We start from the raw sequence: 19,634 nt of genomic DNA, 5'->3' as shown, positions 1-19,634 counted from the left end.
GCATAGCCGTCCGGCAGTTGATCAATCTCGGCCGCCTCAGGCGGTGCCGAGGTTCAGCTTCGCTTCGAACCGGGTTCCGTGGTCGAAGTCATATTCCCATGTGCCGTGAAGCTGGGCGACCATCGCGCGCATCAGTCTGGTTCCCAGACCCTGCCTATCCGCGGCAGGGTCGAAGCCCACGCCGTCGTCAGAGATGGACAATATGAACTCACGCGACCCGGTTTGCTTGAGCGCTATGACAATGCGGCCGGCACCGGATCCGGGAAATGCATATTTCAAGGCGTTGGTCACGGCTTCGTTGACCAGCAAGGCAAGCGGCGTCGCATGATCGCGATCCAGGATGAAGGGATCGACGTCATAGGCGATGGTGACTTGATTGTCGAAACCCTGCTTCAAAGGCTCGACAATTGCGGGGATCAGCGTCTTGGCCTCTACTTCCGCGAATTGATCGAGCCGATAAAGATGCTCATGCACAGCCGCCATGGCGAAGATACGTGTCTGAAGATCGGCCTTTAGACGTTCGGGGAGGGCGTGCATCCGGATCAGCGACACGACCGACTGAAGATTGTTCTTCACGCGATGATGGGTGTCCATGACCAGCATCCGGTTCAGCTCCAAGGCTTCCGCCAATTGCAGACGCCGGCGTTGATCGTCGCGCAATAGACGCAGGATCCACACAATCGCACCCAGCAGAGCGAGTGCGGTCGGCAAGGCGAACGCAAGAGTGAGCAGCGTATTGCGGCGGAAGGAGGCGAAGGCAGCGTCCTTATTGACCGACGCCAGTGCCACGAAATCCGTAGCGGGAACCCGGCGGTAACCGACGATGCGCCTGTAGCCGTCAACGGGTGATCGCGCAGCCTCATACGTCCCGGTCTCGGCGCGCTTGAGGTGCTCGGTGAACAGGACATAATTGCTGAGGTCGACAGGACCCTTGGCGAAGGGATATCGGGCCACGAGTTGCCCATCGCTGCGAACTAGACTGACGGTGGATATTTCGTCGAGCTCGACTGCTTCCCAGATCTCTTTGAACAGGCCGACGTCGAAAGACAGCACCGCCACGCCGACGAATTCTCCATTGCGCTCCAGGCGTTTGCTGAAGGAGAAGATCTGCGTCGCGCCGTCATTTTCGAGCATCAAAGATGAGGCGTACCAAGTCGTTCCGCTGGCGAGGGAGGCGAAATATTCACCCTGGCTTGGATCCAGTAACGTACCGCCCGGATCCGTCGAGAACACGGTGCGGCCTTCAGCGGAGACGACAGTGGCCTTCGCATCACCGGGAAGACTCGCGATGGCCTCCCGGATCAAGGCCCCGGTCTCCGCGGCTCGACTATTGATGTCGGGACCAAGAGCCTCGTCAACACGGCCAAGGGCCTGACGCGACAGCTCGACGATCCAGCGTGCATTGGTTGCCACGACCTGGGAGGCCGCAAGCGCTCGATCTTCAGTACGTTTCTGCGTTTCCGCCTGTTCTCTCAAGATGGAGAAAGTAAGAACGATCAGAAAGAGACCGAAGAGGAAGAAGATGAGACCCGTCGCGGCCTTCAGCGAGAATGTGCTGCTGTCGTCCCTCGACGGAGAAGTTTTCGTCACATCGCGCTCACTGAATAACGACGATGGACATTATCGCCGTCCAGAAGGCGTTGCTAGTAGAGCCATCAGCCCTACGCGCAAGATTAGATTATGGGGAGTTCGTACGCACTAGAGCGCGCCGAAGCGCGCCCTAGTGTCAGTTTTGGAATCACGAGCCAGTGGATGCTCGGAGCCGCTCAAGATCAGTATGGGCTATAGCAGCGATGCCGCTGACCGTCATAGCCCATGTAGCTGTCAGTCGCGGGATTGTAGGAGCGGTAGCGCTGATTACACCAGGCGACATGATTGCCGCTGTTGGCGGCCGCGTTGGCTGCCGCACCAGCGGTGGCAAGGCCACCAATGATCGCCGCCCCTGCGGCTGCGCCCACCCACCATGGCGTCGAATAGTAGTAGCCGCCGTGATAATAGTTGTAACCGCGCCGCTTATGGCGATAGCGAGGTCCATGGTGGCCGCGATTATAGCTGCGGCTATAACGATGCTTGCGGCTCTGAACCTCGTGGATCATGGAATTGGTGCCGGTCACCTGACCGACCGCGCTGCCGGTGAGGCCAGACATGCTGGCGGAGGCGGGGCTCGTCATGCCACCTGCCAAAAGGCCAAAGCCCAGGGCCGCTGCGCCCAATGGAATTTTGAAGTTCATGGCGATATCTCCGTTGCGAACTAACTGAAGGGCCAACGACTTCGCGCCCCAGTCGTTCCCTGCTGCGGGGATTCTCGCAGGATCGTGAGCGCGGATTGGCAATTGTGCAGGCTCCGCACTTTTTCCCAATGGAACCGCGGCTCTTTTGCGTCATTTATGTGGCAAAGGCGGTGCGGGATGACGATGGAAGAGAGCGCAGAAATCGGCCCTATCCTCGAGCCCGGCCGCGGCCGAGACGCCCGCTCGCCCCAAGACATGCCGCTCAAGGGGTGGAAAGACGTCCTTATCCGGGTCTTCTGGGAGATCGATAATGACCGGATCCTGGCTGTGGCGGCGGGCGTCACATTCTACGCGTTGCTGGCCCTGTTCCCAGCCCTGACGGCGCTGATCTCGCTCTATGGTCTGATCGCCGATCCGGCCTCCGTGCAGCAGCAGATCAATCTCATGCAGATGATCCTGCCCGACGGGGCCATCACCATCATCTCCGACCAGCTGGCGGCGATCACCTCGCGCGAACAGACCACCTTAGGGCTGAGCTTCTTCTTCGGTTTGGCGATCGCACTGTGGAGTGCGAATGCGGGCATGAAGGCGCTGTTCGACGCGCTGAACGTCGTCTATGGCGAAAAGGAAAAGCGCAGCATCCTGATGTTGAATGGCGTTTCACTCCTGTTCACAGTTGGAGCGCTGGTGCTGGGCATCGTCACGATCACGGGCGTCGTGGCCATTCCGATCGTCCTGCAATTCGTGGGGTTGGGATCTCGATCGGAGATCATTTTGTCTCTCATCCGATGGCCGATCCTGGCTGTGATCTTCATCGGTGCGATTTCCGTCATCTATCGCTATGGACCCAGCCGCAGTCGCGCCAAATGGCGGTGGGTCACTGGCGGCGCCGTCTTGGCCGCCGGTCTCTGGCTCGGGGTGTCGGCCTTGTTTTCCTGGTATGTGGCGAGCTTCGGGTCCTATAACGAGACCTATGGATCACTCGGCGCGGCCATTGGCTTCCTGACCTGGATCTGGATCTCGACGATCATCGTCCTCGTCTGCGCCGAACTCAATTCCGAACTGGAACATCAAACCGCCGTGGACAGCACCACGGGTGCGCCATTACCCATGGGTGAGAGAGGGGCACGGATGGCCGACACCATAGGGCCGTCGCAATAACGTAACCGCGGGCTGCGAGACAGTCCTCAGGCTGCCGTTGCTTCGTTTGGCCATTCCACGTGACTGCGGATCATGACAGGACTGCCGTCACGGACCCAGCCGTGCTTTGCGGCGTAGCTCAACATCCCCTCGAAGCCGCTGGCCCATTCGGAGTTGTCGGCCAGTCCACTCTCTGACTTCAGCCAGTCGGCGGAGATCCACACCGCATCCTTGGATTCCACCTCGCCCGCTGTCTTCAGCGCGGTCTTGAGATCTTCGAGCCTGTCAGAACCAAACTCCACCACCGTCTTGAAGCGCTTGAGATCATCGGGTGCCACGAGGGTGACGGCGAGCGCGGGAGAGACGCGAATTTCCATTGACTGTACTTTCTGTCGGAAGATTTGCACTAGAGCGGTGCAAAAGGATTATACTTGTCGACACTCGTCGAGGCTAGTCTCAGCGGATCACCCTGCCGTCATCCTCGCACATTCGGGCCGAAGCGCCTGTCACCACTTGTTAATCATCGCACTAAGCCAACATAAAGCGCGCTTCGGAAATTGGTGTAACTGTTTCATCGGAATCCCGTTCATTATGCAAGTAGTAACGGGCTCCGCATGGTGGAGATGCAGATGAGAGTGCAATATCTTTTAGGGGGCTGCGCGATGGCTCTCGTCGCAGCCGGCATGACGCCTGCTGTGGCGCAGACCACGCCGCCCGGCGTTACCTATGACGATGGACAAGTCATGCCGGCGCCAGGTTCGGGAATCACGCAGCAAGAAAACGCCAATGAAAATGCCGCCAGCGAGCTCAACGCCCCGTCCGGCCTCGTCAAGGACGTAGAAGACGGACCGGGTTCTGTGATCAAGCGCCAGAACATCGAAGCCGACGATACGGGGACCGAGGGCGAGGCGCCGAACTGATCAACACGGTCGGACTGTCTCCGAATGATGGATGATCCTTACGACTTGTCGCTGTTTCGCGAGGCGCAGGAACCCGTCATCCGACGCGTCCTCGATGAACTCGCTGAGGGTCGCAAACAGAGCCATTGGATGTGGTTCGTGTTTCCGCAGATCGCCGGCCTGGGCAGGAGCGCGATGGCGGAAAAATATGCATTGCACTCTGCCGCAGAGGCCTGCGCCTATCTCGCCGATCCGATCCTCGGGCCGCGGCTGCACCGATGCACGGAGCTCGTCTGCGCCGTCGAAGGGCGAACGGCGCGGGAGATCCTCGGTGTTCCCGACGATATGAAATTTCGCTCCTGCATGACGCTCTTTACCGAAGCCGCCCCGCAAGAGCCTTTGTTTCGAGCCGCGCTCGCGAAGTTCTTCAAGGGCGAACCCTGCCCCCTAACCCTCGAAAAGCTCGCCTGATCGGGCAAGCGCCTCAAACTTCGCCGCCGCGACGGTGGGAGCCGAGAAAGTGCTCCAAAACATCGCAAGGATGAAGCCGGACTTCCACCCCGTATCCGGAGAGTAGGCAGCCGTCAGAGCCAGCCGGCCATCGGGGCGACGTCGATGCCGGCGGCCTCCAGGCGCTCGCGGACGCGGCGGGCCATGGCCACGGCGCCTGGCGTGTCGCCATGGACGCAGATCGTATCGACGCGCAAGGGGAGGCGCTTGCCCCCTGCGGTCACCACCTCCTGGGTTTCCACCATGCGCAAAACGCGATCGGCGGCGGCCTCGGCATCGTGGATCACCGCCCCCTCCAGTTTGCGCGACAGTAGGTTGCCATTCTCGGCATAGGCGCGATCGGCATAGATCTCTCGCGCCATGCGCAGACCCTGCTCTTCGCCGGCCCTTTCCGTCGGCAGGCCCGGCATAACGATGAAAATATAGTTCGGATTCACCGCCTTGATCGCCCGGGCAACCGCGCGGGCAAGCTCGATATCCTCATTCGCCATGTTGCCCAGCGATCCATGGGTCTTCACATGGGTGAGCTCGTGACCCCCTGCATGAGCGAGGGCCTGCAAAGCGCCAATCTGATAGATGATCGTCTTCTCGACATCAGCGGGGCGCTCCCCCTGGATCGGTCGCCGACCGAAGCCCCAGAGATCGAGAAAACTCGGATGAGCGCCGACGCCCACATTGCGCGTCTTTGCAGCGGCGAGGGTGCGCGCCATCACCAGGGGATCGCCGGCGTGGAAGCCGCAGGCGATGTTGGCGGATGTCACAACATCGAGCATGGCTTCGTCATCGCCCAGCTCATAGACGCCGAAGCCTTCTCCCATGTCGCAATTCAGGTCGATCTTGGTCATGAGGACTGGCCCTCCGGATGTGTCAGCTGCGTAGCGTGGTGAACACCGCTGATGAGATTGCTGGAAAGAAGCCTCTCGGTGGTCAGGCCGTGGCTCCCCTCGACGACCGGGGCCAGGCGCTGCGGAAGGGCGGCCAGGCTGGACCGATAGCGGGCTGCGATCGCCACGGCCTCTTCCGGCGTCACTCGCTCGAAACGCAGAGTTTCACCGGGACGGCACTGGGCGAGCCGAGACAGATCGGGCTCGATGACGGTGGCGATCTTCGGATAGCCGCCCGTGGTCTGGCGATCCGCCAGGAGGATGACCGGTCGCCCATGGCCGGGGACCTGAATGCTGCCATTCATGATGCCATCGGAGATGATGTTGTAGCCGTCGCGGTGCTCGATGGCCGGTCCGTCAAGCACACAGCCCATACGATCGGTCTTCTGAGTCATCCGGTAGTCGCTCGACAAGAGTGTGTCGATTCCCGCTGGCGCGAACATGTCGTCCTGTGGACCCAGAATGATGCGGATGGTGCTCTTGGTCAGAGGCAGGGACGGGGATGGCTGGGTGAGACGCGGACCAGAGGGGAGGGGCGCGCGCAAGGGCAGGCGATCGCCCGCCGCCAGGGCCCGGCCTTCGAAACCGCCGATGCCGGAACGGGTGTGGGTCGACAGGCTGCCAAGGGTCGCAGCAATATCGAAGCCGCCGAAGACGGCCAGATAGGCTCGCATCCCCGTCGTGAGTGGGCCAATGTCGAGCTTGTCGCCGGGCTCCAGATCCAGCGCTGTGAGGCCGGGCTGAACCCGGCCGTTTACCGTCACCTGAACCTCGCCGCCGGCCACTGCCAGACGGCATCGGCCCGCTTCAAGTGTGGCAGCCAGGCCAATGAGGGTCATCTCGATGGCCGCCATCTCAGGAGGGTTGCCGACCAGGGCATTGGCAAGGGCGAGGGAGGCCATGTCCATGGCTCCGGAGGCAGAGATGCCATAGCGCTGGAAGCCGAAGCGGCCGCGATCCTGAAGCGTCGACAACAGACCCGAGCGGGTGAGCAGGAGATGGCTAGGCATCCGCCGGCTCGCTCAGGGCTATCTCGCGTCCCGCTTCCGCTGCGGCGCTCATGGCATCATACTCCGCCTCGGAAATGGGGACAAAATGAACGAGATCGCCAGGTTCGAAGAGAAAGGGGCGATCTGTGCGACGCGGATCGTAAGAGCGAACCGGTGTCTGCCCGAGCAACTGCCAGCCGCTGGGTGCTTCCATAGGCGGGGCGACGGCCGCCTGCTTGCCGCCGATCGAAATGCTGCTCGGCGGCGTCACCTGGCGCGGTTCATGACGGCGGCTGGTGTGGATGGCGTCGGGCAGTCCGCCCAGGTAAGCAAAACCCGGGCTGAAGCCGAGCATGTAGACCCGGTACTCGGCCTGCGAATGCACTTCGATGAGGCGCTCGACGGAGATCCGATGCTGCTCAGCAACCGCTTTGAGGTCGACGCCGTGCGCACCGCCATAGCAGACGGGGATGCGCCAACGGGTCGCCCGTCGAACCACTCCAGCGGCCGGTGGCCAGAGATCGAGCACGGATGCCTTCAGCCGCTGCCGGTCAAGGACCAATGGATCGAAGCTCACCAGCAAGGAACGATAGGTCGGAATGATATCGCGAATCGAGGGAAGGTCGAGCGCGGCCAGGGCCTCGGCCAGGCTGATGACATCCCCATTCGTGATCTCGCAGATCTCGTTGCCCAGTTCGACCACCAAACCTGTGTCGCCGGCATCAAGGAAGCGAGGCTGATGATAAGCGGCGTCGGACATGCGCTCCTGACAGTGATGGTGCAGAGCCCCCACTTTCCTAATGGTCTAGCGCGGGCGGGCGACAGTGGACAAGGGATTCCGATTGCGCGAAAATCGAATTTCAATTCTAAAACGTTGACGAGGGCTGGTAATCAACTTAGCCGAAACGCAGAACAGTGTCGTCGAGGCGGCCATAGAGGAGCGAAAATCCATGGATGCGGCTGCCAAGATCATGATTGCAGATCCCCGGCTCCCGCAGTTCCGACTTCAAGTCCCGGACACTTGGATCGACGGCAACAACCACATGAATGCCTGCTTCTATCTCGCCGCCGTCAAGGACGCGGCGATCGCCGTCCATGAAAGCTGGGACTATGCCGACGCCTTTCGAGCGCGCACTGGTGAAACAAATTTCGTTCTCGAATCGCAAGTGGTGCATCTGCGCGAGCTGATGCTGGGTGACCACCTGCTGGTGAGCGCGCGCATTGCCGAGATGGATGATCGGCGCATGCGGCTGGTGTTCGAGATCTTCAATGAAACAGAGGCCTATCTGGCTGCGCTGGCGCAGTTTATCGTCGTCCATATCCGATTTGGTCCGCCGCCCAAGACCGCAGCCATGCCAGAAGATTTGCGGCGCAGTCTCGAAGGGGTCCATGCCATGCATAGACAGGTGGCCGAGCCGGAGGGGTGGAGGCAGCTCAAGACGCTGGACTTGGCGCGAAGCATGCGGGGAGCACGGGCATGACCTATGAGATGATTGCGGTCGAAGACCTGGGCCCGGTGCGCCGGATCAGCCATGACCGGCCGGAATTCCGCAACGCCGAAAGTCGCCAGTTGCTCGATGAGCTTGACGATGCGGTCACCGCCGCCATTGCAGAGGAGGCGGTGCGGGTGCTCGTGTTGGCCGGCACCGGCGATCATTTCTCAGCCGGCCACGACCTCAAGGAGGCGCAGCGGGAACGGGCCCAGTTCACTGTCGAAGAGCGGTGGGCGTATGAGGAACAGCGCTATTTCGACTATTGCCTAAAGCTTTTCAATGCGCCCAAGCCCGTCATCGCACAGGTCCAGGGCGCTTGCATCTCCGGCGGCTTCATGCTTGCCAATATGTGCGACATCATCATTGCAGCGGATGATGCCTTCTTTGCCGATCCCGTGGCGCACTCCCTGGGGGCCGCCGCCGTCGAAGTCCTTGTGCACCCTTGGGTTCTCGGACACCGCAAAGCGCGGGAACTGCTCTATACGGGGGGTCGTTTGTCCGCCGCCGAGGCAGAACGAGCCGGCATGGTCAATCACGTGGTCCCGCGCAGCGAGCTGGAGGCCAAAACCCTGGAGATCGCCAACCGTATCGCCGCAGCACCGCCCTTCACCCTTAAGCTGCTGAAGCGTTCGCTCAATCGTTCATTGGAAGCGCAGGGGTTCGGAGTTGCGCTCGCCGCGCATTTCGACACTCATCAACTCAGCCATGTGAGCGAGGCGTTCAAGTCCATCCGAGACAAAGGTCTCGCCGGAGCCATCGACAAGGGCAGGGAGCTGAAATGAATTCGGTTGCTGTCGAGAAACCGTCTCGGCCACCCAAGCGCACCGCTCCGGCGCGGCGCCAGCCCAAGAAGTCAGAGGTTACGCGGGCAAGGATCCTGGATGCAGCGGCCCACATCTTCTACCATAAGGGCTATGCCCTCACCCGGCTAAGCGACATCGCCAAGCGGGCACGTACGCAGACGAGCAGCATCTATTACTATTTCGAGTCGCGCGAAGCGATCGTGGCGGAAGTGCTGCGCATCGCCAATGAGAAGACGTCCGCCTTCGTTCTCGGGGCCATCGCGGAGATGCCGCCCGATACCAAGGTGCGCGACAAGATCAAGGCGGCAATCCGGGGGCATTTCGAGATCGTGCTCTCGGGGGATCAATACACTTCTGCCCACATGCGCATCTTCGATCAGATTCCGCCCAAATTGCGCGAGCATTTCCTGAGGGTCCTGGATGAAAATGCCGGGGTCTGGCGCCAGCTCTTTGCGGAGGCGAAGGCCACCGGGGAGATCCGCGAAGATCTCGATCTCTCGGTGGTCCGGCTGCTGCTGCTAGGCATGATGAACTGGTCGATCGAGTGGTACAAGCCAGGGCGGATGACGCCCGAGCAGATCGCCGACCAGGCGGCCATATTGCTGTTTGAGGGAATTGGAAAGCCCTGGGATGAGACTCGGTGAACGATGGACGCCACAGAGCCGATTTGGATCATGACGAGACTTGAGGGTCTTTTTCTGCGAAGGAGAAATTGAGACAACATACTGAAATACAGAAGAAATTTTTTAGAACTCGAATATGATTTCGAAAATTATTGACGGGTCTTTCGGACTGTGATGAAGTCCTCTCAACGGCTGATTGATGTCGGCCGTAATGAGCTGGACCGCGGGAATACCCGCGGCCTTCGTCTTCGGGAGGAGACCCATGACCCTAGACATTTCACGTCGTGCCGTTCTCGGTGGTGGGGCTGCAGCCCTAGGAGCGCTGGCGACGGGGTTGCCGCGCCGCGTGCACGCGCAAAGCAGCGAGCCGATCCGCATCGGGATCCTGCTGCCGCTCACCGGAACGCAGGCGAGCTATGCACCAGACTGCAAGCTTTCCGCAGAAATCGCCGCAGATCAAATCAATGCCGCCGGCGGCATTCTCGGCCGCAAGCTCGAAATCGTGTTCAAGGACGACAAAGCCAATCCCAATGCCGCCATCGCTGCGGCTAAGGAATTGATGGGTGAGGGGATCAACCTCTTCATCGGCGGCCTCAACACCCCGTCGGCGCTGGCGATCGTCGGCATCATGCCCGACTCCAAGAGCACCCTCATCACCATCGGATCGGTTGCGGATTCGCTCACGCATGAGAGCTTCAACCGCAATTTCTTCCGCATTACCGACAGCGCCTACAGCCGTGCCCAGGCCCAGGCCCATCTGGCAGCTGAAAAATATGGCAACGTCACCCAGTGGAGCGGCATCCTTCCGGATGTGGAGTTCGGGCACGCGCTGTGGCGTTCCTACAGCTCGGGGCTCAAAACCTTCTATCCCGAGCTTGCCAAGACGCAGGCCGAGATCAGCGATCCGGTCCTGTTCAAGTGGGGCTCCATCGATTTCAAGAACCAGATCTCGAGCCTGATGCGGCAGCCGGTCGAGGCGGTCTACCAATCGCTCACCGGGGAAGACTTCCTCACCATGATCAATCAGGCGCGGCCCTTCGGGCTCACCAAGAAGATCAAGGTGTTCATGGATCTCTCGGGCGAGTTGATCTTTGCCAAGATCCTGAAGAAGAACCTGCCGGAGAATTTCTGGTCGGGCAGCCACTGGTATTACGGCTCCTATCAGGACATCCCGACCGGCAAGGCACTTTACGATGAATATGTGAAGCGCACTGGGGACAAATACCCGACGGGCTATATCGGGCCCGCCCATATGGCCCTGTACGCCTATGCCAATGCCATCAAGGCTGCCGGCAGCACTGAAACGGATGCCGTGATCAGCGCCCTTGAAGGTGTGAAGTTCGAGAGCGCCAAAGGTGAGCTGTCCTTCCGCAAGGAAGACCACCAGGTCATCTCGGACATCAACATCAAGCTCGGTCCCGCAGATGACGAGTTGGGCTGGAAGGTCTCGGATGCCGTGAAGGTGCCCGGCGAGAAGCTCCTCGGGCCTGCCACGCCGGGCAAGGCCCTGGTGATCGGGGGATAGTCTCCCGCCCCTCCGGTCGCAAAAGAGACGGTCGCATAGTCGAGTGAGACCCCATGAGTTTCCGAGGGCTTGAAGGCAAAGTCGCGATCGTCACCGGCGGGGGAGGGGCGATCGGGAGCGCGATCGTCAAGGAACTGATCGACCATGGCTGCCGGGTTCTGGCCGTCGATCTCGACCCGGCGGCGCTGGAGCGGCTGGATGGGGCGCAGGCAAGCCCGCATCTGGCGACGCTCGCAGCGGATTTGTCGGCCGAAGCGGGCGCAGCGCAGATGGTGGCCGGTGCCCTAGAGCGTTTCGGGCGGATCGACAGGCTCGCCAACGCAGTGGGAATTCTGGGGAGGTCCGGGCCGATCACCGCGTTGTCGGCCGAGGACTTCGATCTGGTCTATGCCGTCAATGTGCGCGGCATCTTCCTCGCCATGCGGGACTGCCTGCGCCAGATGATCGCTCAGGGAGAGGGCGGGGCGATCGTGAATTTCGCCTCGGTCGCGGCGCTGCGCGCCCGGGCCGACCGGGCACTGTACGGTGCATCAAAACGGGCCGTGGTGGCGCTGTCCGCGTCAGCAGCGGTCGAAAACGGCCAGTATGGGATCCGGGTCAATGCCGTGGCACCGGGGGCCATCGACAGCCCCATGGTGCGATCGCTTGCCCAAACGGCGGGCATGGGCGCCTGGGGGGCTGCGGCGCGGCCCATCGAGCGAGAGGGGCGGCCATCGGAGGTCGCGGCCATGGTGGCGTTCCTCCTATCGGATGATGCGAGCTACTGCACCGGCGGCGTCTACGCTGTGGATGGCGGCCTGGTGGTCTAAAGGGAAGAGGGATCGATGCAGGCACCAGCGGCGACAGTAACGGATCTTTCTGGCAAGCTCGCCGTGGTGACGGGGGCTGCCAACGGCATCGGCAGAGCGTCCGCCATCCATCTCGCCCGCAACGGCGCGGATGTCGTGCTCATCGACATCCAGGAAGAGGCCCTGGCCGCGGTCGCCGAAGAGGTCGGACAGCAGGGGCGCAGGGCGCATCCCATGGTGGTGGACTGCAATGAGCGGGTCGCCATCGAGGAGGCCTTCGCACGGATCGAGGCGGATGTCGCGCCGGTCGAAATCCTGCTCAACAATGTCGGCCAAAGTGCGCGCGAACGCGCCTCCGAATTCTGGTGCTCGGAGCCTGAGACCTGGGACTTCATCCTCAAGCTCAATCTTTATTCGACGCTTTACTGCTCCCGCCAAGTCGTCCCCGGCATGCGCGAACGCGGTCGCGGCAAAATCGTGTCGATCGCCTCCGAAGCGGCCTATATGGGATCGCAGGGGGTTGCAGATTATGCCGCGGCGAAAGCAGGGGTCATCGGGCTCACCCGGTCGCTTGCCCGCGAGCTTGCCCCCTTCCATGTGAACGTCAATGCCATCTGCCCAGGTCCGATCCGGACCGCGGCGGCAGACCGGCTGCCGATCTGGTCGCAGTATCTCAAGGAAACGCCCATGGCCTTCGCTGGCGAGCCACAGGACATCGCCAATGTGGTGGTGTTCTTCGCCAGCGATCAGAGCCGCTACATCACCGGCCAGTCGCTGATCGTCAATGGTGGGCGGTGGTGGAGCTGAGCAAGAGAAATCAGGGGAGAAAATTCATGAAGAAGTCGATGACGCGACGCGGTTTGCTGACAGGGGCAGCGGGTTTCAGCCTTGCGGCCGGACTGGGCGTGTGGCCGGCACTCGGCCAGGCTGCTGATCCGATCAAGCTTGGCTTTCTCGGCCCGATGAGCGGCGCGCAGGAGATCTTTGGTGCACCGATGCTCGCCGGTGCCCAGATCGCCGCCGCCCAGATCAATGCCCAAGGGGGGGTACTTGGGCGCCAGATCGAAATCGTCGCCCGGGACGACAAGGCGACAGGCGCCGAGGCCGTCACGCAGGCGCAAGGATTGTTCGGCGAAGGCGTGAAGCTGATCTTCGGGGCGATCCAATCCTCCGTGGCACTTGCGGTGGGGCCCTTGCTGCAGCCCTCGGATGCGGTTCTCATTTCCTGCGCCGCGATTGCCGACAGCTTGACCCATGAGAGCTTCAATCCGAATTACTTTCGGATCAGCGACAATTCCTATATGCGCTACCGGGCGCTGGCACGGGTGATGGCCGAGAAATATCCGGACATCACCAGTTGGACCGGCATCTTTCCCGATGCCGCCTACGGGCATCAGTCCTGGGCTGCCTTTGTCGACGGTCTCAAGGAATATTACCCCTCCATCGCCAAGAAGCAGGTCGAGATCGTCGAGCCGGTGCTGACCAAGTTCGGCGCCACCGACTTCAAGCCGCAGCTCACGACACTCATGCGTTCGCCGGCCCAGGGGCTTTTCAACAACACCAATGGCGCCGATGCCGTCACCCTGATCGCCCAGGGCGCGAATTTCGGTGTCGCGCGAAAATTCAAGGCGATCGCCGACGGGGCCAACGAGTTCAACGTTCCGAAAGCGCTGGGCAAGCGCATGATCCCCAACTTCTGGACCGCCATGCACTGGTATTATGGCGGCTACCAGGAGAGCGCCATGGGCAAGGCGCTTTATGACGACTATGTCGCCAAGACGGGCGAGAAATTCCCGATTGGCTATGTGGAGCAGGGTCATGCAGCGGTTTACGCCTATGCGGCGGCGATCGGCAAAGCCGGCTCGACGGACGGTGCCGCGGTGGTCAAGGCGCTGGAGGGCATGACCTTCGATACGGCGAAGGGCACGCGCACCTTCCGCAAAGAGGATCACCAGGCGATCCTCGATCTCAACTTCATCACCTTCAAGCCGGAGGAGACCGAACAGGGCTGGACGGTCTCTGAATTCGTGAAGTATCCGGGCGCCGAGATGATCGAGCCCCCCTCTCCGGGTCAGCCGATCCAGCTCAAGTTCAAATAAGCGGACGGGCTCGAAAGATGCGTCAGGATGTGAGCGGTTGGCATCTGCGCTGGGATGACGATCGCGCGCGCAGACTGAAGGCGGAAGGCGCCTGGGCGGACAAGACCATCGCCGATTATTGTGCCGAGATGCTGGCGGCCACTCCCGACCGGGTGCTGGTCGTCGACCGCGATCGTCCGTTCACGGTGCGGGAGCTCCACGCGCAGGCCGAAAGGCTTGCGCGTGCTCTCGTGCAGCGTGGCTACAGGCCCGGCGACACGCTCTCCTTTCAGCTGCCCAATTGGTCCGAAGCGGTGGTCATCAATCTGGCTGCCGCCATGGCCGGTCTGGTCGTTCATCCGCTGGTGCCGATCTATCGCGATATGGAGGTGAGCTTCATGCTGCGCGACAGCCGCAGCAAGCTGATCTTCATCCCTGGCACGTTCCGCAATTTCGACTATCGCGAGATGATGCGCCGGGTGATGCCCAGTCTCGACACCCCCGTTGATGTGGTCGTAGTGCGCTCGGAGGCGGCCGAATTTGCCGATTATGAGAGCCTGCTCGGCGAAGCGGAGGCGACCACCATCCTGCCGGGGGCGGACCCGGATGCGGTGAAGATGATCATGTATACGTCCGGCACAACCGGACGGGCCAAGGGCGTGCTTCACAGCCACAACAGCCTGCAGGCGGAGAACCGCGCCCGCCTCACCCACCTGAAGCTCACTCCGCAAGATGTGATGTTCAACCCGTCTCCGGTCACTCATGTCACCGGCGCGCTCTATTCCCTCTGCCTGCCATTCACGGTCGGGGTCACGACGGTCATGCTGGACGTGTGGGAACCCGCCCTCGGCCTCGGGATGATGGCCAAGTGGAAGGTCAATGGCATCGTCGCTGCGACCATATTCCTTCAGGGCTTCGTGGATGAGGCCAAGAAGACGGGCGAGCGGCTGCCGGATCTGCGTTTCTTCCTCTGTGGCGGTGCCCAGGTTCCGCCGGACCTCATCCGCGAGGCGTCGCGCGTCTTCCCAAATTGCGTGGCCTCGCGCATCTACGGCTCGACGGAAGTCCCCTGCATCACCGCCGGTGTGAATTCCAAGGCGCTGCAGGAGATGGGGGCCGTGACTGACGGACAGATCTGGCTCGCGGATGCAAGGATCGTCGATGCGGCTACGGGCGCGCCCATTCCCGAGGGTGACGAGGGCGAGATCATCGCGACGGCGCCGCAAATGTTCCTGGGCTATGCCCATTCCGCCGATAACAAAGACGCCTTCGATGAGAATGGCTTCTTCCGCATGGGTGATTTGGGCCGCATCGTCGATGGTGAGTTCATCGTCGTCACCGGACGCAAGAAAGATCTCATCATTCGGGCGGGGGAGAATATCAGCCCGAAAGAGATCGAGGACATCCTGTTCAATCATCCCGCCATCGCCGACATCGCCATTGTCGCGATGCCTCACAAGCGCACGGGCGAAGCGGCCTGCGCCTTCGTCATCTGTCGCGAGGGACAGACCATCGACCTCCCCGAGATCAAGCGCTACCTCATGAGCATGGGTACGGCGATGCAGAAGATCCCCGAGCGGCTGGAGATCGTGAGCGAGTTGCCGCGCACCAGCGTCGGCAAGGTGCGAAAGGACGTTTTGCGGCAGACGGCGCGCGCGATCGCCGAGGCGGAGGGCTTATGAGCGGCCGGCTGAAAGGGCGGCGGATCCTCATCACCGGGGCCGCCTCGGGGATCGGACGGGCCACGGCTGAGTTGTTCGCCGCGGAAGGTGCTGGTCTGGCGCTCCTCGACCGGGACCAAACAGGCCTCGCCGGACTGTCGGGGACCGCCGTCGCGGTGGATGTGGCGGATGAGGTCTCCGTGCGCCAAGCAGTGGCTGCTGCCGCGGATGCCCTGGGCGGCATCGACGGATTGGTGAATGCGGCCGGCATCTTTCCCGTTGCCAAGCTGCAAGACACCGATCTGGCGCTTTGGCAGCAGACGATGGCCGTGAACCTCACCGGGCCCTTCCTGATGACCAAGGCGGTGCTCCCGCATCTGCGGGCAGCTGAGGCTGCAACCATCGTCAATCTCGGCTCCGGTTCTGCCCTCCTGCCTTATGCCGAACTCTCCGCCTATGGTGCCACAAAAGGCGGAGTTGCCGTGTTGTCAAAGGTTTGGGCGGCAGAGCTCGCTCCAAAGATCAGGGTGAACCTCGTCTGTCCCGGGATGACCCGCACGCGTATGGTCTCGGACTGGCATCCTGATCCGGAGAAGCTCGCAGACCGGGCGAAGCAGACCTATGCCCTGCAACGGATCGCCGAGCCGGAGGAAATCGCACACGCCATCCTGTTCCTGACCTCGGCCGAATCGAGCTTCGTCACAGGAACGACACTGGTCGTAGACGGCGGCAGGACGTTTCACTAATGCAAAAAACAAAATCGAATTAGAATTCGAAAATTATTGACCCGCTGACGGTGCTTGGTTAGCGTTCTCGGCAAGGGCAGGGCAGCAGACGATGGATCTCACATTCTCCTCCGAAGACGAAGCGTTCAGGGCTGAAGTCCGGGCCTTTGTGCGGTCAGCGGTGCCGGCCGACATGGCGCGGCGCACGCGCCAGGGTTATCATCCGACCAAGGCCGATCTGAAGCTCTGGAACGAAATCCTCTACGAGAAGGGCTGGGTCGCACCGCATTGGCCGAAAGAGTATGGCGGGACCGGCTGGAGCCCTTTGCAGATCTTCATCTTCGAAGAAGAGTGCGCCGCGGCTGATGCGCCGTTCCTCAGCTATTTCGGCCTGAGACTCATCGGCCCACTGCTCTATACATTCGGCTCGGAAGCGCACAAAAAGCGGTTCCTCGACGACATCCTTGCGGGCCGGACCTTCTGGTGCCAGGGCTTCTCCGAACCGTCATCGGGGTCGGATCTCGCCTCCGTCAAGACGACGGCCATCCTGGAGGACGACCATTATGTGGTCAGCGGCCAGAAGATCTGGACCACGGAAGCGCATTTCGCCGACAAGATGTTCTGCCTTGCGCGCACGGACGCAAGCGTCAAACCGCAGAAGGGCGGATTGTCGATCCTCATGTTCGACATGGATGCGCCCGGTGTGACGGTCAGGCCGATCATCACCATCGATGAAGGCCACACCGTCAACGAGGTCTTCCTCGATGCCGTGCGGGTGCCGGTGGAGGATGTGCTGGGTCGGGTGGGCCAGGGATGGGACCAGGCGAAATTCCTGCTCGGCAACGAGCGGGTCTCCAACGCCCAGGTGCCGCGTTCAAAGCGCGACCTAGCGCTGCTGAAGCGGATCGCCTTGGCCGAGACTGCAGGGGATGCTCCGGTTGTCGACCTGCCGGATATTCGCCAGAAAATCGCCCAGCTCGAGATCGATCTCTACGGTCTCGAATGGTCGGTCTTGCGAGAATTGTTCAGCGGCGGGGGCGCAAAGAGCCAGTCGGTCGCGTCGGGTCTCAAGATCCTCGGCAGCGAAATTCAACAAAGGCTGTCGGCGCTTGCGGCTGATCTGATCGGCGCCAAAGGCCTTGCAATGATCGAGGAGGGCACGGCGCAAGCCAACGACTTGCCCGGGGATTCGCCCGATTACGTGGCGGGACTCGCAGCGCGCCAGCTGTTCCTCAAGGCGGCGTCAATCTATGCCGGCGCCAACGAGATCCAGCGCAGCATCATCGCCAAGCAGGTCTATGGCCTCTAAGAGCCGGCGCTGCAGGCGGCGCCCACGAAAAGATGAATCAGGGACGGAACTTTGGAATTCGCACTGACAGACGAGCAGATCCTGCTGCGCGACAGCGTCCGCCGCTTCGTAAGCGAAGAGCATGAGTTCTCCGTTGCGCTGGCGGCCGCACGAAGCGAAGATGGTTTCTCCCGCGCCCATTGGCAGATCTTTGCGGAGCTCGGGTGGCTCGCGCTGCTGATCTCGGAGGAGGGCGGGGGGCTCGGTGGACGTCTCGAGGACGCAGCGATCATCGCCGAAGCGTTGGGACGGGGGCTGGTCTCTGCGCCTTTCCTTTCGACCGCAGTTCTGTGTGCGGGCATCGTCGATGCGGCCCATGACTTTGCAGCACGGTCTTCAGTGCTGGAGAAGATCGTCGCCGGCGAGCTTTTGGTCGCCCTCGCCAGCGAAGAGCAGCAGTCGCGGTACGAGCTGGCCTCCGTGACGGCGAGGGCCAAGGCACATAGCGACGGCTTTGTGCTGTCTGGGCGCAAGATCATGGTCATTGATGGCGCATCGGCGGATGCGTTCATCGTCTCGGTGCAGATGGATGAGGGCATCGGTCTGTTCTTCGTCACGGCGGACGCACCGGATCTGGATATTCGACGGTATCGAACGATCGACGGCCGCAAGGCGGCCGATCTCGGGCTCGACGGCGTCAGACTCGCAGCCGACGCTCTGATCGCTTCTCCAGAGCATGGACTCGATCTGCTGGAACGGATGCGCGACCGCGCCAGCCTGGTGATGGCGGCCGAGGCGCTGGGCGTCATGGAGGGCGCGCTCGACCTGACGGCTGAGCATCTGCGCACGCGACACCAGTTCGGACGGGCGCTGGGCACGTTCCAAAGCCTCTCGCATCGCTTGGCCGATATGTTCGTCGCCCATGAGAATGCACGCTCCATGGTCTTTCGCGGACTCGCCTTCAGCGACGCCAGCGCCACGGCGCGGGCCGGCGCCGTTTCTGCGACCATGCTGGCAGTGGAGCAGGCGGGCGAATTCGTCGGCGGCAATGCCATCCAGCTTCATGGCGGCATCGGCATGGCGAATGAAAATGCGGTCGGGCACCATTACAAGAGGCTCAGAGCCATCTCAAAAACCCATGGCGACAGAAGCTGGCATCTCGCCCGCTACATGCGCCTCAACGACAAGATCGAGGGAGCAGCATGAACCTCCAGGACTTCAAGGAACTCACCGTCACCACCAAAGACCGGATCGCAACCATCACGCTGAACCGGCCAGACACGCTGAATGCCGTCAATGCCGGGCTGCACACGGAGCTGAAGCATGTGTTCCGGCTGATCGCCGATGACAAGGACAGCGACATCGTGATCCTCACAGGCGCTGGTCGTGCCTTCTGCGCCGGCGGCGACCTCGCCTGGCTGCAGGGCATGATCGACGTGCCGGCGCGCTTCAATGACATCATCGAAGAGGCGAAGGCCATCGTCTTCTCGATGCTGGAGCTGCCCAAGCCGATGATCTGCCGCATGAATGGCGACGCGATCGGGCTCGGGGCGACGCTGGCGCTGGGCTGCGACATCATCGTTGCAACCGATACGGCCCGGTTCGGGGATCCGCATGTCCGGGTGGGGCTGGTCGCGGGCGACGGAGCCGCCGCGATCCTGCCCTATGTAGTGGGATTCATGCGCGCCAAGGAGCTGTTGCTGACGGGTGATCTGCTGACCGCCGACGAGGCAAAGCAGATGGGGCTCATCAATCACGTGGTTCCGGCAGCCGAACTCGACGCGAAAGTCGACCAGATCGCCGGTCGGCTGGTGCGCGGCGCCACCCAGGCGATCCGCTACACCAAGATCGGCATCAATCGCGGCTTGCGCAAGTTCGCGCAGGAGAACATGGACGCTCTCCTGGCCTATGAGTCCCTGTCGAACCAGACCGAGGATCATGCCGAAGCGATCGCTGCGCTGCGCGAGAAGCGCAAGCCCATCTTCACCGGGCGCTGA

At 61.8% G+C, this 19,634-nt stretch carries 21 protein-coding genes; 15 read left to right on the top strand and 6 right to left on the bottom strand.

What is annotated here, in order from left to right; all coding sequences use genetic code 11:
• Positions 1-36: 36 nt before the first annotated feature.
• Positions 37-1,590 (bottom strand): sensor histidine kinase, encoded by a 1,554-nt coding sequence (locus FKM97_RS14715; RefSeq protein ID WP_144293186.1) that lies wholly within the window; start codon positions 1,588-1,590, stop codon positions 37-39.
• A 182-nt stretch (positions 1,591-1,772) separates the two neighbouring features.
• Positions 1,773-2,231 carry a BA14K family protein gene (locus tag FKM97_RS14710; RefSeq protein ID WP_144293185.1) on the bottom strand — a complete coding sequence of 153 codons (459 nt, stop codon included), beginning with the start codon at positions 2,229-2,231 and terminating at the stop codon, positions 1,773-1,775.
• A 177-nt stretch (positions 2,232-2,408) separates the two neighbouring features.
• On the opposite strand from FKM97_RS14710, the gene FKM97_RS14705 reads away from it, so the two are divergent.
• Positions 2,409-3,392: a YihY/virulence factor BrkB family protein gene (locus FKM97_RS14705; protein WP_246105094.1), complete on the top strand. Its 984-nt coding sequence runs from the start codon at positions 2,409-2,411 to the stop codon at positions 3,390-3,392.
• Between the two features lie 26 nt (positions 3,393-3,418).
• Here FKM97_RS14705 and FKM97_RS14700 read toward each other — a convergent pair whose 3' ends face one another.
• A complete protein-coding gene (locus FKM97_RS14700; protein WP_144293183.1) occupies positions 3,419-3,748 on the bottom strand; it encodes a hypothetical protein in 330 nt (109 codons plus the stop codon).
• Between the two features lie 237 nt (positions 3,749-3,985).
• On the opposite strand from FKM97_RS14700, the gene FKM97_RS14695 reads away from it, so the two are divergent.
• Positions 3,986-4,291 (top strand): hypothetical protein, encoded by a 306-nt coding sequence (locus FKM97_RS14695; protein WP_170240922.1) that lies wholly within the window; start codon positions 3,986-3,988, stop codon positions 4,289-4,291.
• Between the two features lie 27 nt (positions 4,292-4,318).
• Complete coding sequence (locus FKM97_RS14690) at positions 4,319-4,741, top strand: DUF1810 domain-containing protein (protein ID WP_144293398.1); 423 nt, start codon at positions 4,319-4,321, stop codon at positions 4,739-4,741.
• Between the two features lie 113 nt (positions 4,742-4,854).
• Here FKM97_RS14690 and FKM97_RS14685 read toward each other — a convergent pair whose 3' ends face one another.
• From FKM97_RS14685 to pxpB, 3 genes are read right to left on the bottom strand one after another with little or no spacing between them, the layout of a single operon-like run.
• Positions 4,855-5,625 (bottom strand): LamB/YcsF family protein, encoded by a 771-nt coding sequence (locus tag FKM97_RS14685; protein WP_144293181.1) that lies wholly within the window; start codon positions 5,623-5,625, stop codon positions 4,855-4,857.
• Positions 5,622-6,674: a 5-oxoprolinase subunit C family protein gene (locus FKM97_RS14680; protein WP_144293180.1), complete on the bottom strand. Its 1,053-nt coding sequence runs from the start codon at positions 6,672-6,674 to the stop codon at positions 5,622-5,624. Before FKM97_RS14680 ends, FKM97_RS14685 begins: the two co-directional genes overlap by 4 nt.
• Positions 6,667-7,413, bottom strand: coding sequence for a 5-oxoprolinase subunit PxpB (pxpB, locus tag FKM97_RS14675; RefSeq protein ID WP_144293179.1), 747 nt, complete (start codon positions 7,411-7,413; stop codon positions 6,667-6,669). Before pxpB ends, FKM97_RS14680 begins: the two co-directional genes overlap by 8 nt.
• A 190-nt stretch (positions 7,414-7,603) precedes the next feature.
• Between pxpB and FKM97_RS14670 the strand changes: the two genes are divergently transcribed.
• The 12 genes from FKM97_RS14670 to FKM97_RS14615 all read left to right on the top strand — a co-directional run bounded on the left by FKM97_RS14670 (position 7,604) and on the right by FKM97_RS14615 (position 19,634).
• Entirely contained in the window at positions 7,604-8,134 is a 531-nt protein-coding gene (locus FKM97_RS14670) for an acyl-CoA thioesterase (protein WP_144293178.1), read from the top strand.
• Positions 8,131-8,928: an enoyl-CoA hydratase gene (locus FKM97_RS14665; RefSeq protein ID WP_144293177.1), complete on the top strand. Its 798-nt coding sequence runs from the start codon at positions 8,131-8,133 to the stop codon at positions 8,926-8,928. The genes FKM97_RS14670 and FKM97_RS14665 overlap by 4 nt, the downstream gene beginning before the upstream one ends.
• On the top strand, positions 8,925-9,593 hold the full coding sequence (locus FKM97_RS14660) for a TetR/AcrR family transcriptional regulator (protein ID WP_144293176.1): 669 nt from the start codon (positions 8,925-8,927) through the stop codon (positions 9,591-9,593). Before FKM97_RS14665 ends, FKM97_RS14660 begins: the two co-directional genes overlap by 4 nt.
• Positions 9,594-9,834: 241 nt before the next feature.
• Positions 9,835-11,097 (top strand): ABC transporter substrate-binding protein, encoded by a 1,263-nt coding sequence (locus FKM97_RS14655; RefSeq protein ID WP_170240921.1) that lies wholly within the window; start codon positions 9,835-9,837, stop codon positions 11,095-11,097.
• A gap of 53 nt (positions 11,098-11,150) precedes the next feature.
• Positions 11,151-11,906: an SDR family NAD(P)-dependent oxidoreductase gene (locus FKM97_RS14650; protein WP_144293174.1), complete on the top strand. Its 756-nt coding sequence runs from the start codon at positions 11,151-11,153 to the stop codon at positions 11,904-11,906.
• A gap of 15 nt (positions 11,907-11,921) precedes the next feature.
• The gene (locus FKM97_RS14645) at positions 11,922-12,692 is read left to right on the top strand and encodes an SDR family NAD(P)-dependent oxidoreductase (RefSeq protein ID WP_144293173.1); all 771 of its coding nucleotides are present in this window, start codon (positions 11,922-11,924) and stop codon (positions 12,690-12,692) included.
• A gap of 26 nt (positions 12,693-12,718) precedes the next feature.
• Entirely contained in the window at positions 12,719-13,984 is a 1,266-nt protein-coding gene (locus FKM97_RS14640) for an ABC transporter substrate-binding protein (RefSeq protein ID WP_144293172.1), read from the top strand.
• A 17-nt stretch (positions 13,985-14,001) separates the two neighbouring features.
• Positions 14,002-15,645 carry an AMP-binding protein gene (locus tag FKM97_RS14635; protein WP_144293171.1) on the top strand — a complete coding sequence of 548 codons (1,644 nt, stop codon included), beginning with the start codon at positions 14,002-14,004 and terminating at the stop codon, positions 15,643-15,645.
• Positions 15,642-16,370 carry an SDR family NAD(P)-dependent oxidoreductase gene (locus FKM97_RS14630; protein WP_144293170.1) on the top strand — a complete coding sequence of 243 codons (729 nt, stop codon included), beginning with the start codon at positions 15,642-15,644 and terminating at the stop codon, positions 16,368-16,370. Before FKM97_RS14635 ends, FKM97_RS14630 begins: the two co-directional genes overlap by 4 nt.
• A gap of 91 nt (positions 16,371-16,461) precedes the next feature.
• Positions 16,462-17,658 carry an acyl-CoA dehydrogenase family protein gene (locus tag FKM97_RS14625; RefSeq protein ID WP_144293169.1) on the top strand — a complete coding sequence of 399 codons (1,197 nt, stop codon included), beginning with the start codon at positions 16,462-16,464 and terminating at the stop codon, positions 17,656-17,658.
• A 51-nt stretch (positions 17,659-17,709) separates the two neighbouring features.
• Positions 17,710-18,843, top strand: a complete 1,134-nt coding sequence (locus FKM97_RS14620; RefSeq protein ID WP_144293168.1) for an acyl-CoA dehydrogenase family protein — start codon at positions 17,710-17,712, stop codon at positions 18,841-18,843.
• Entirely contained in the window at positions 18,840-19,634 is a 795-nt protein-coding gene (locus FKM97_RS14615; RefSeq protein ID WP_144293167.1) for an enoyl-CoA hydratase/isomerase family protein, read from the top strand. The genes FKM97_RS14620 and FKM97_RS14615 overlap by 4 nt, the downstream gene beginning before the upstream one ends.

Origin of the sequence: Rhodoligotrophos appendicifer (genome assembly GCF_007474605.1) — a bacterium.
Taxonomy (GTDB): Bacteria; Pseudomonadota; Alphaproteobacteria; order Rhizobiales; family Im1; genus Rhodoligotrophos; species Rhodoligotrophos appendicifer.
This window is presented reverse-complemented; position numbering and strand designations above follow the sequence as displayed.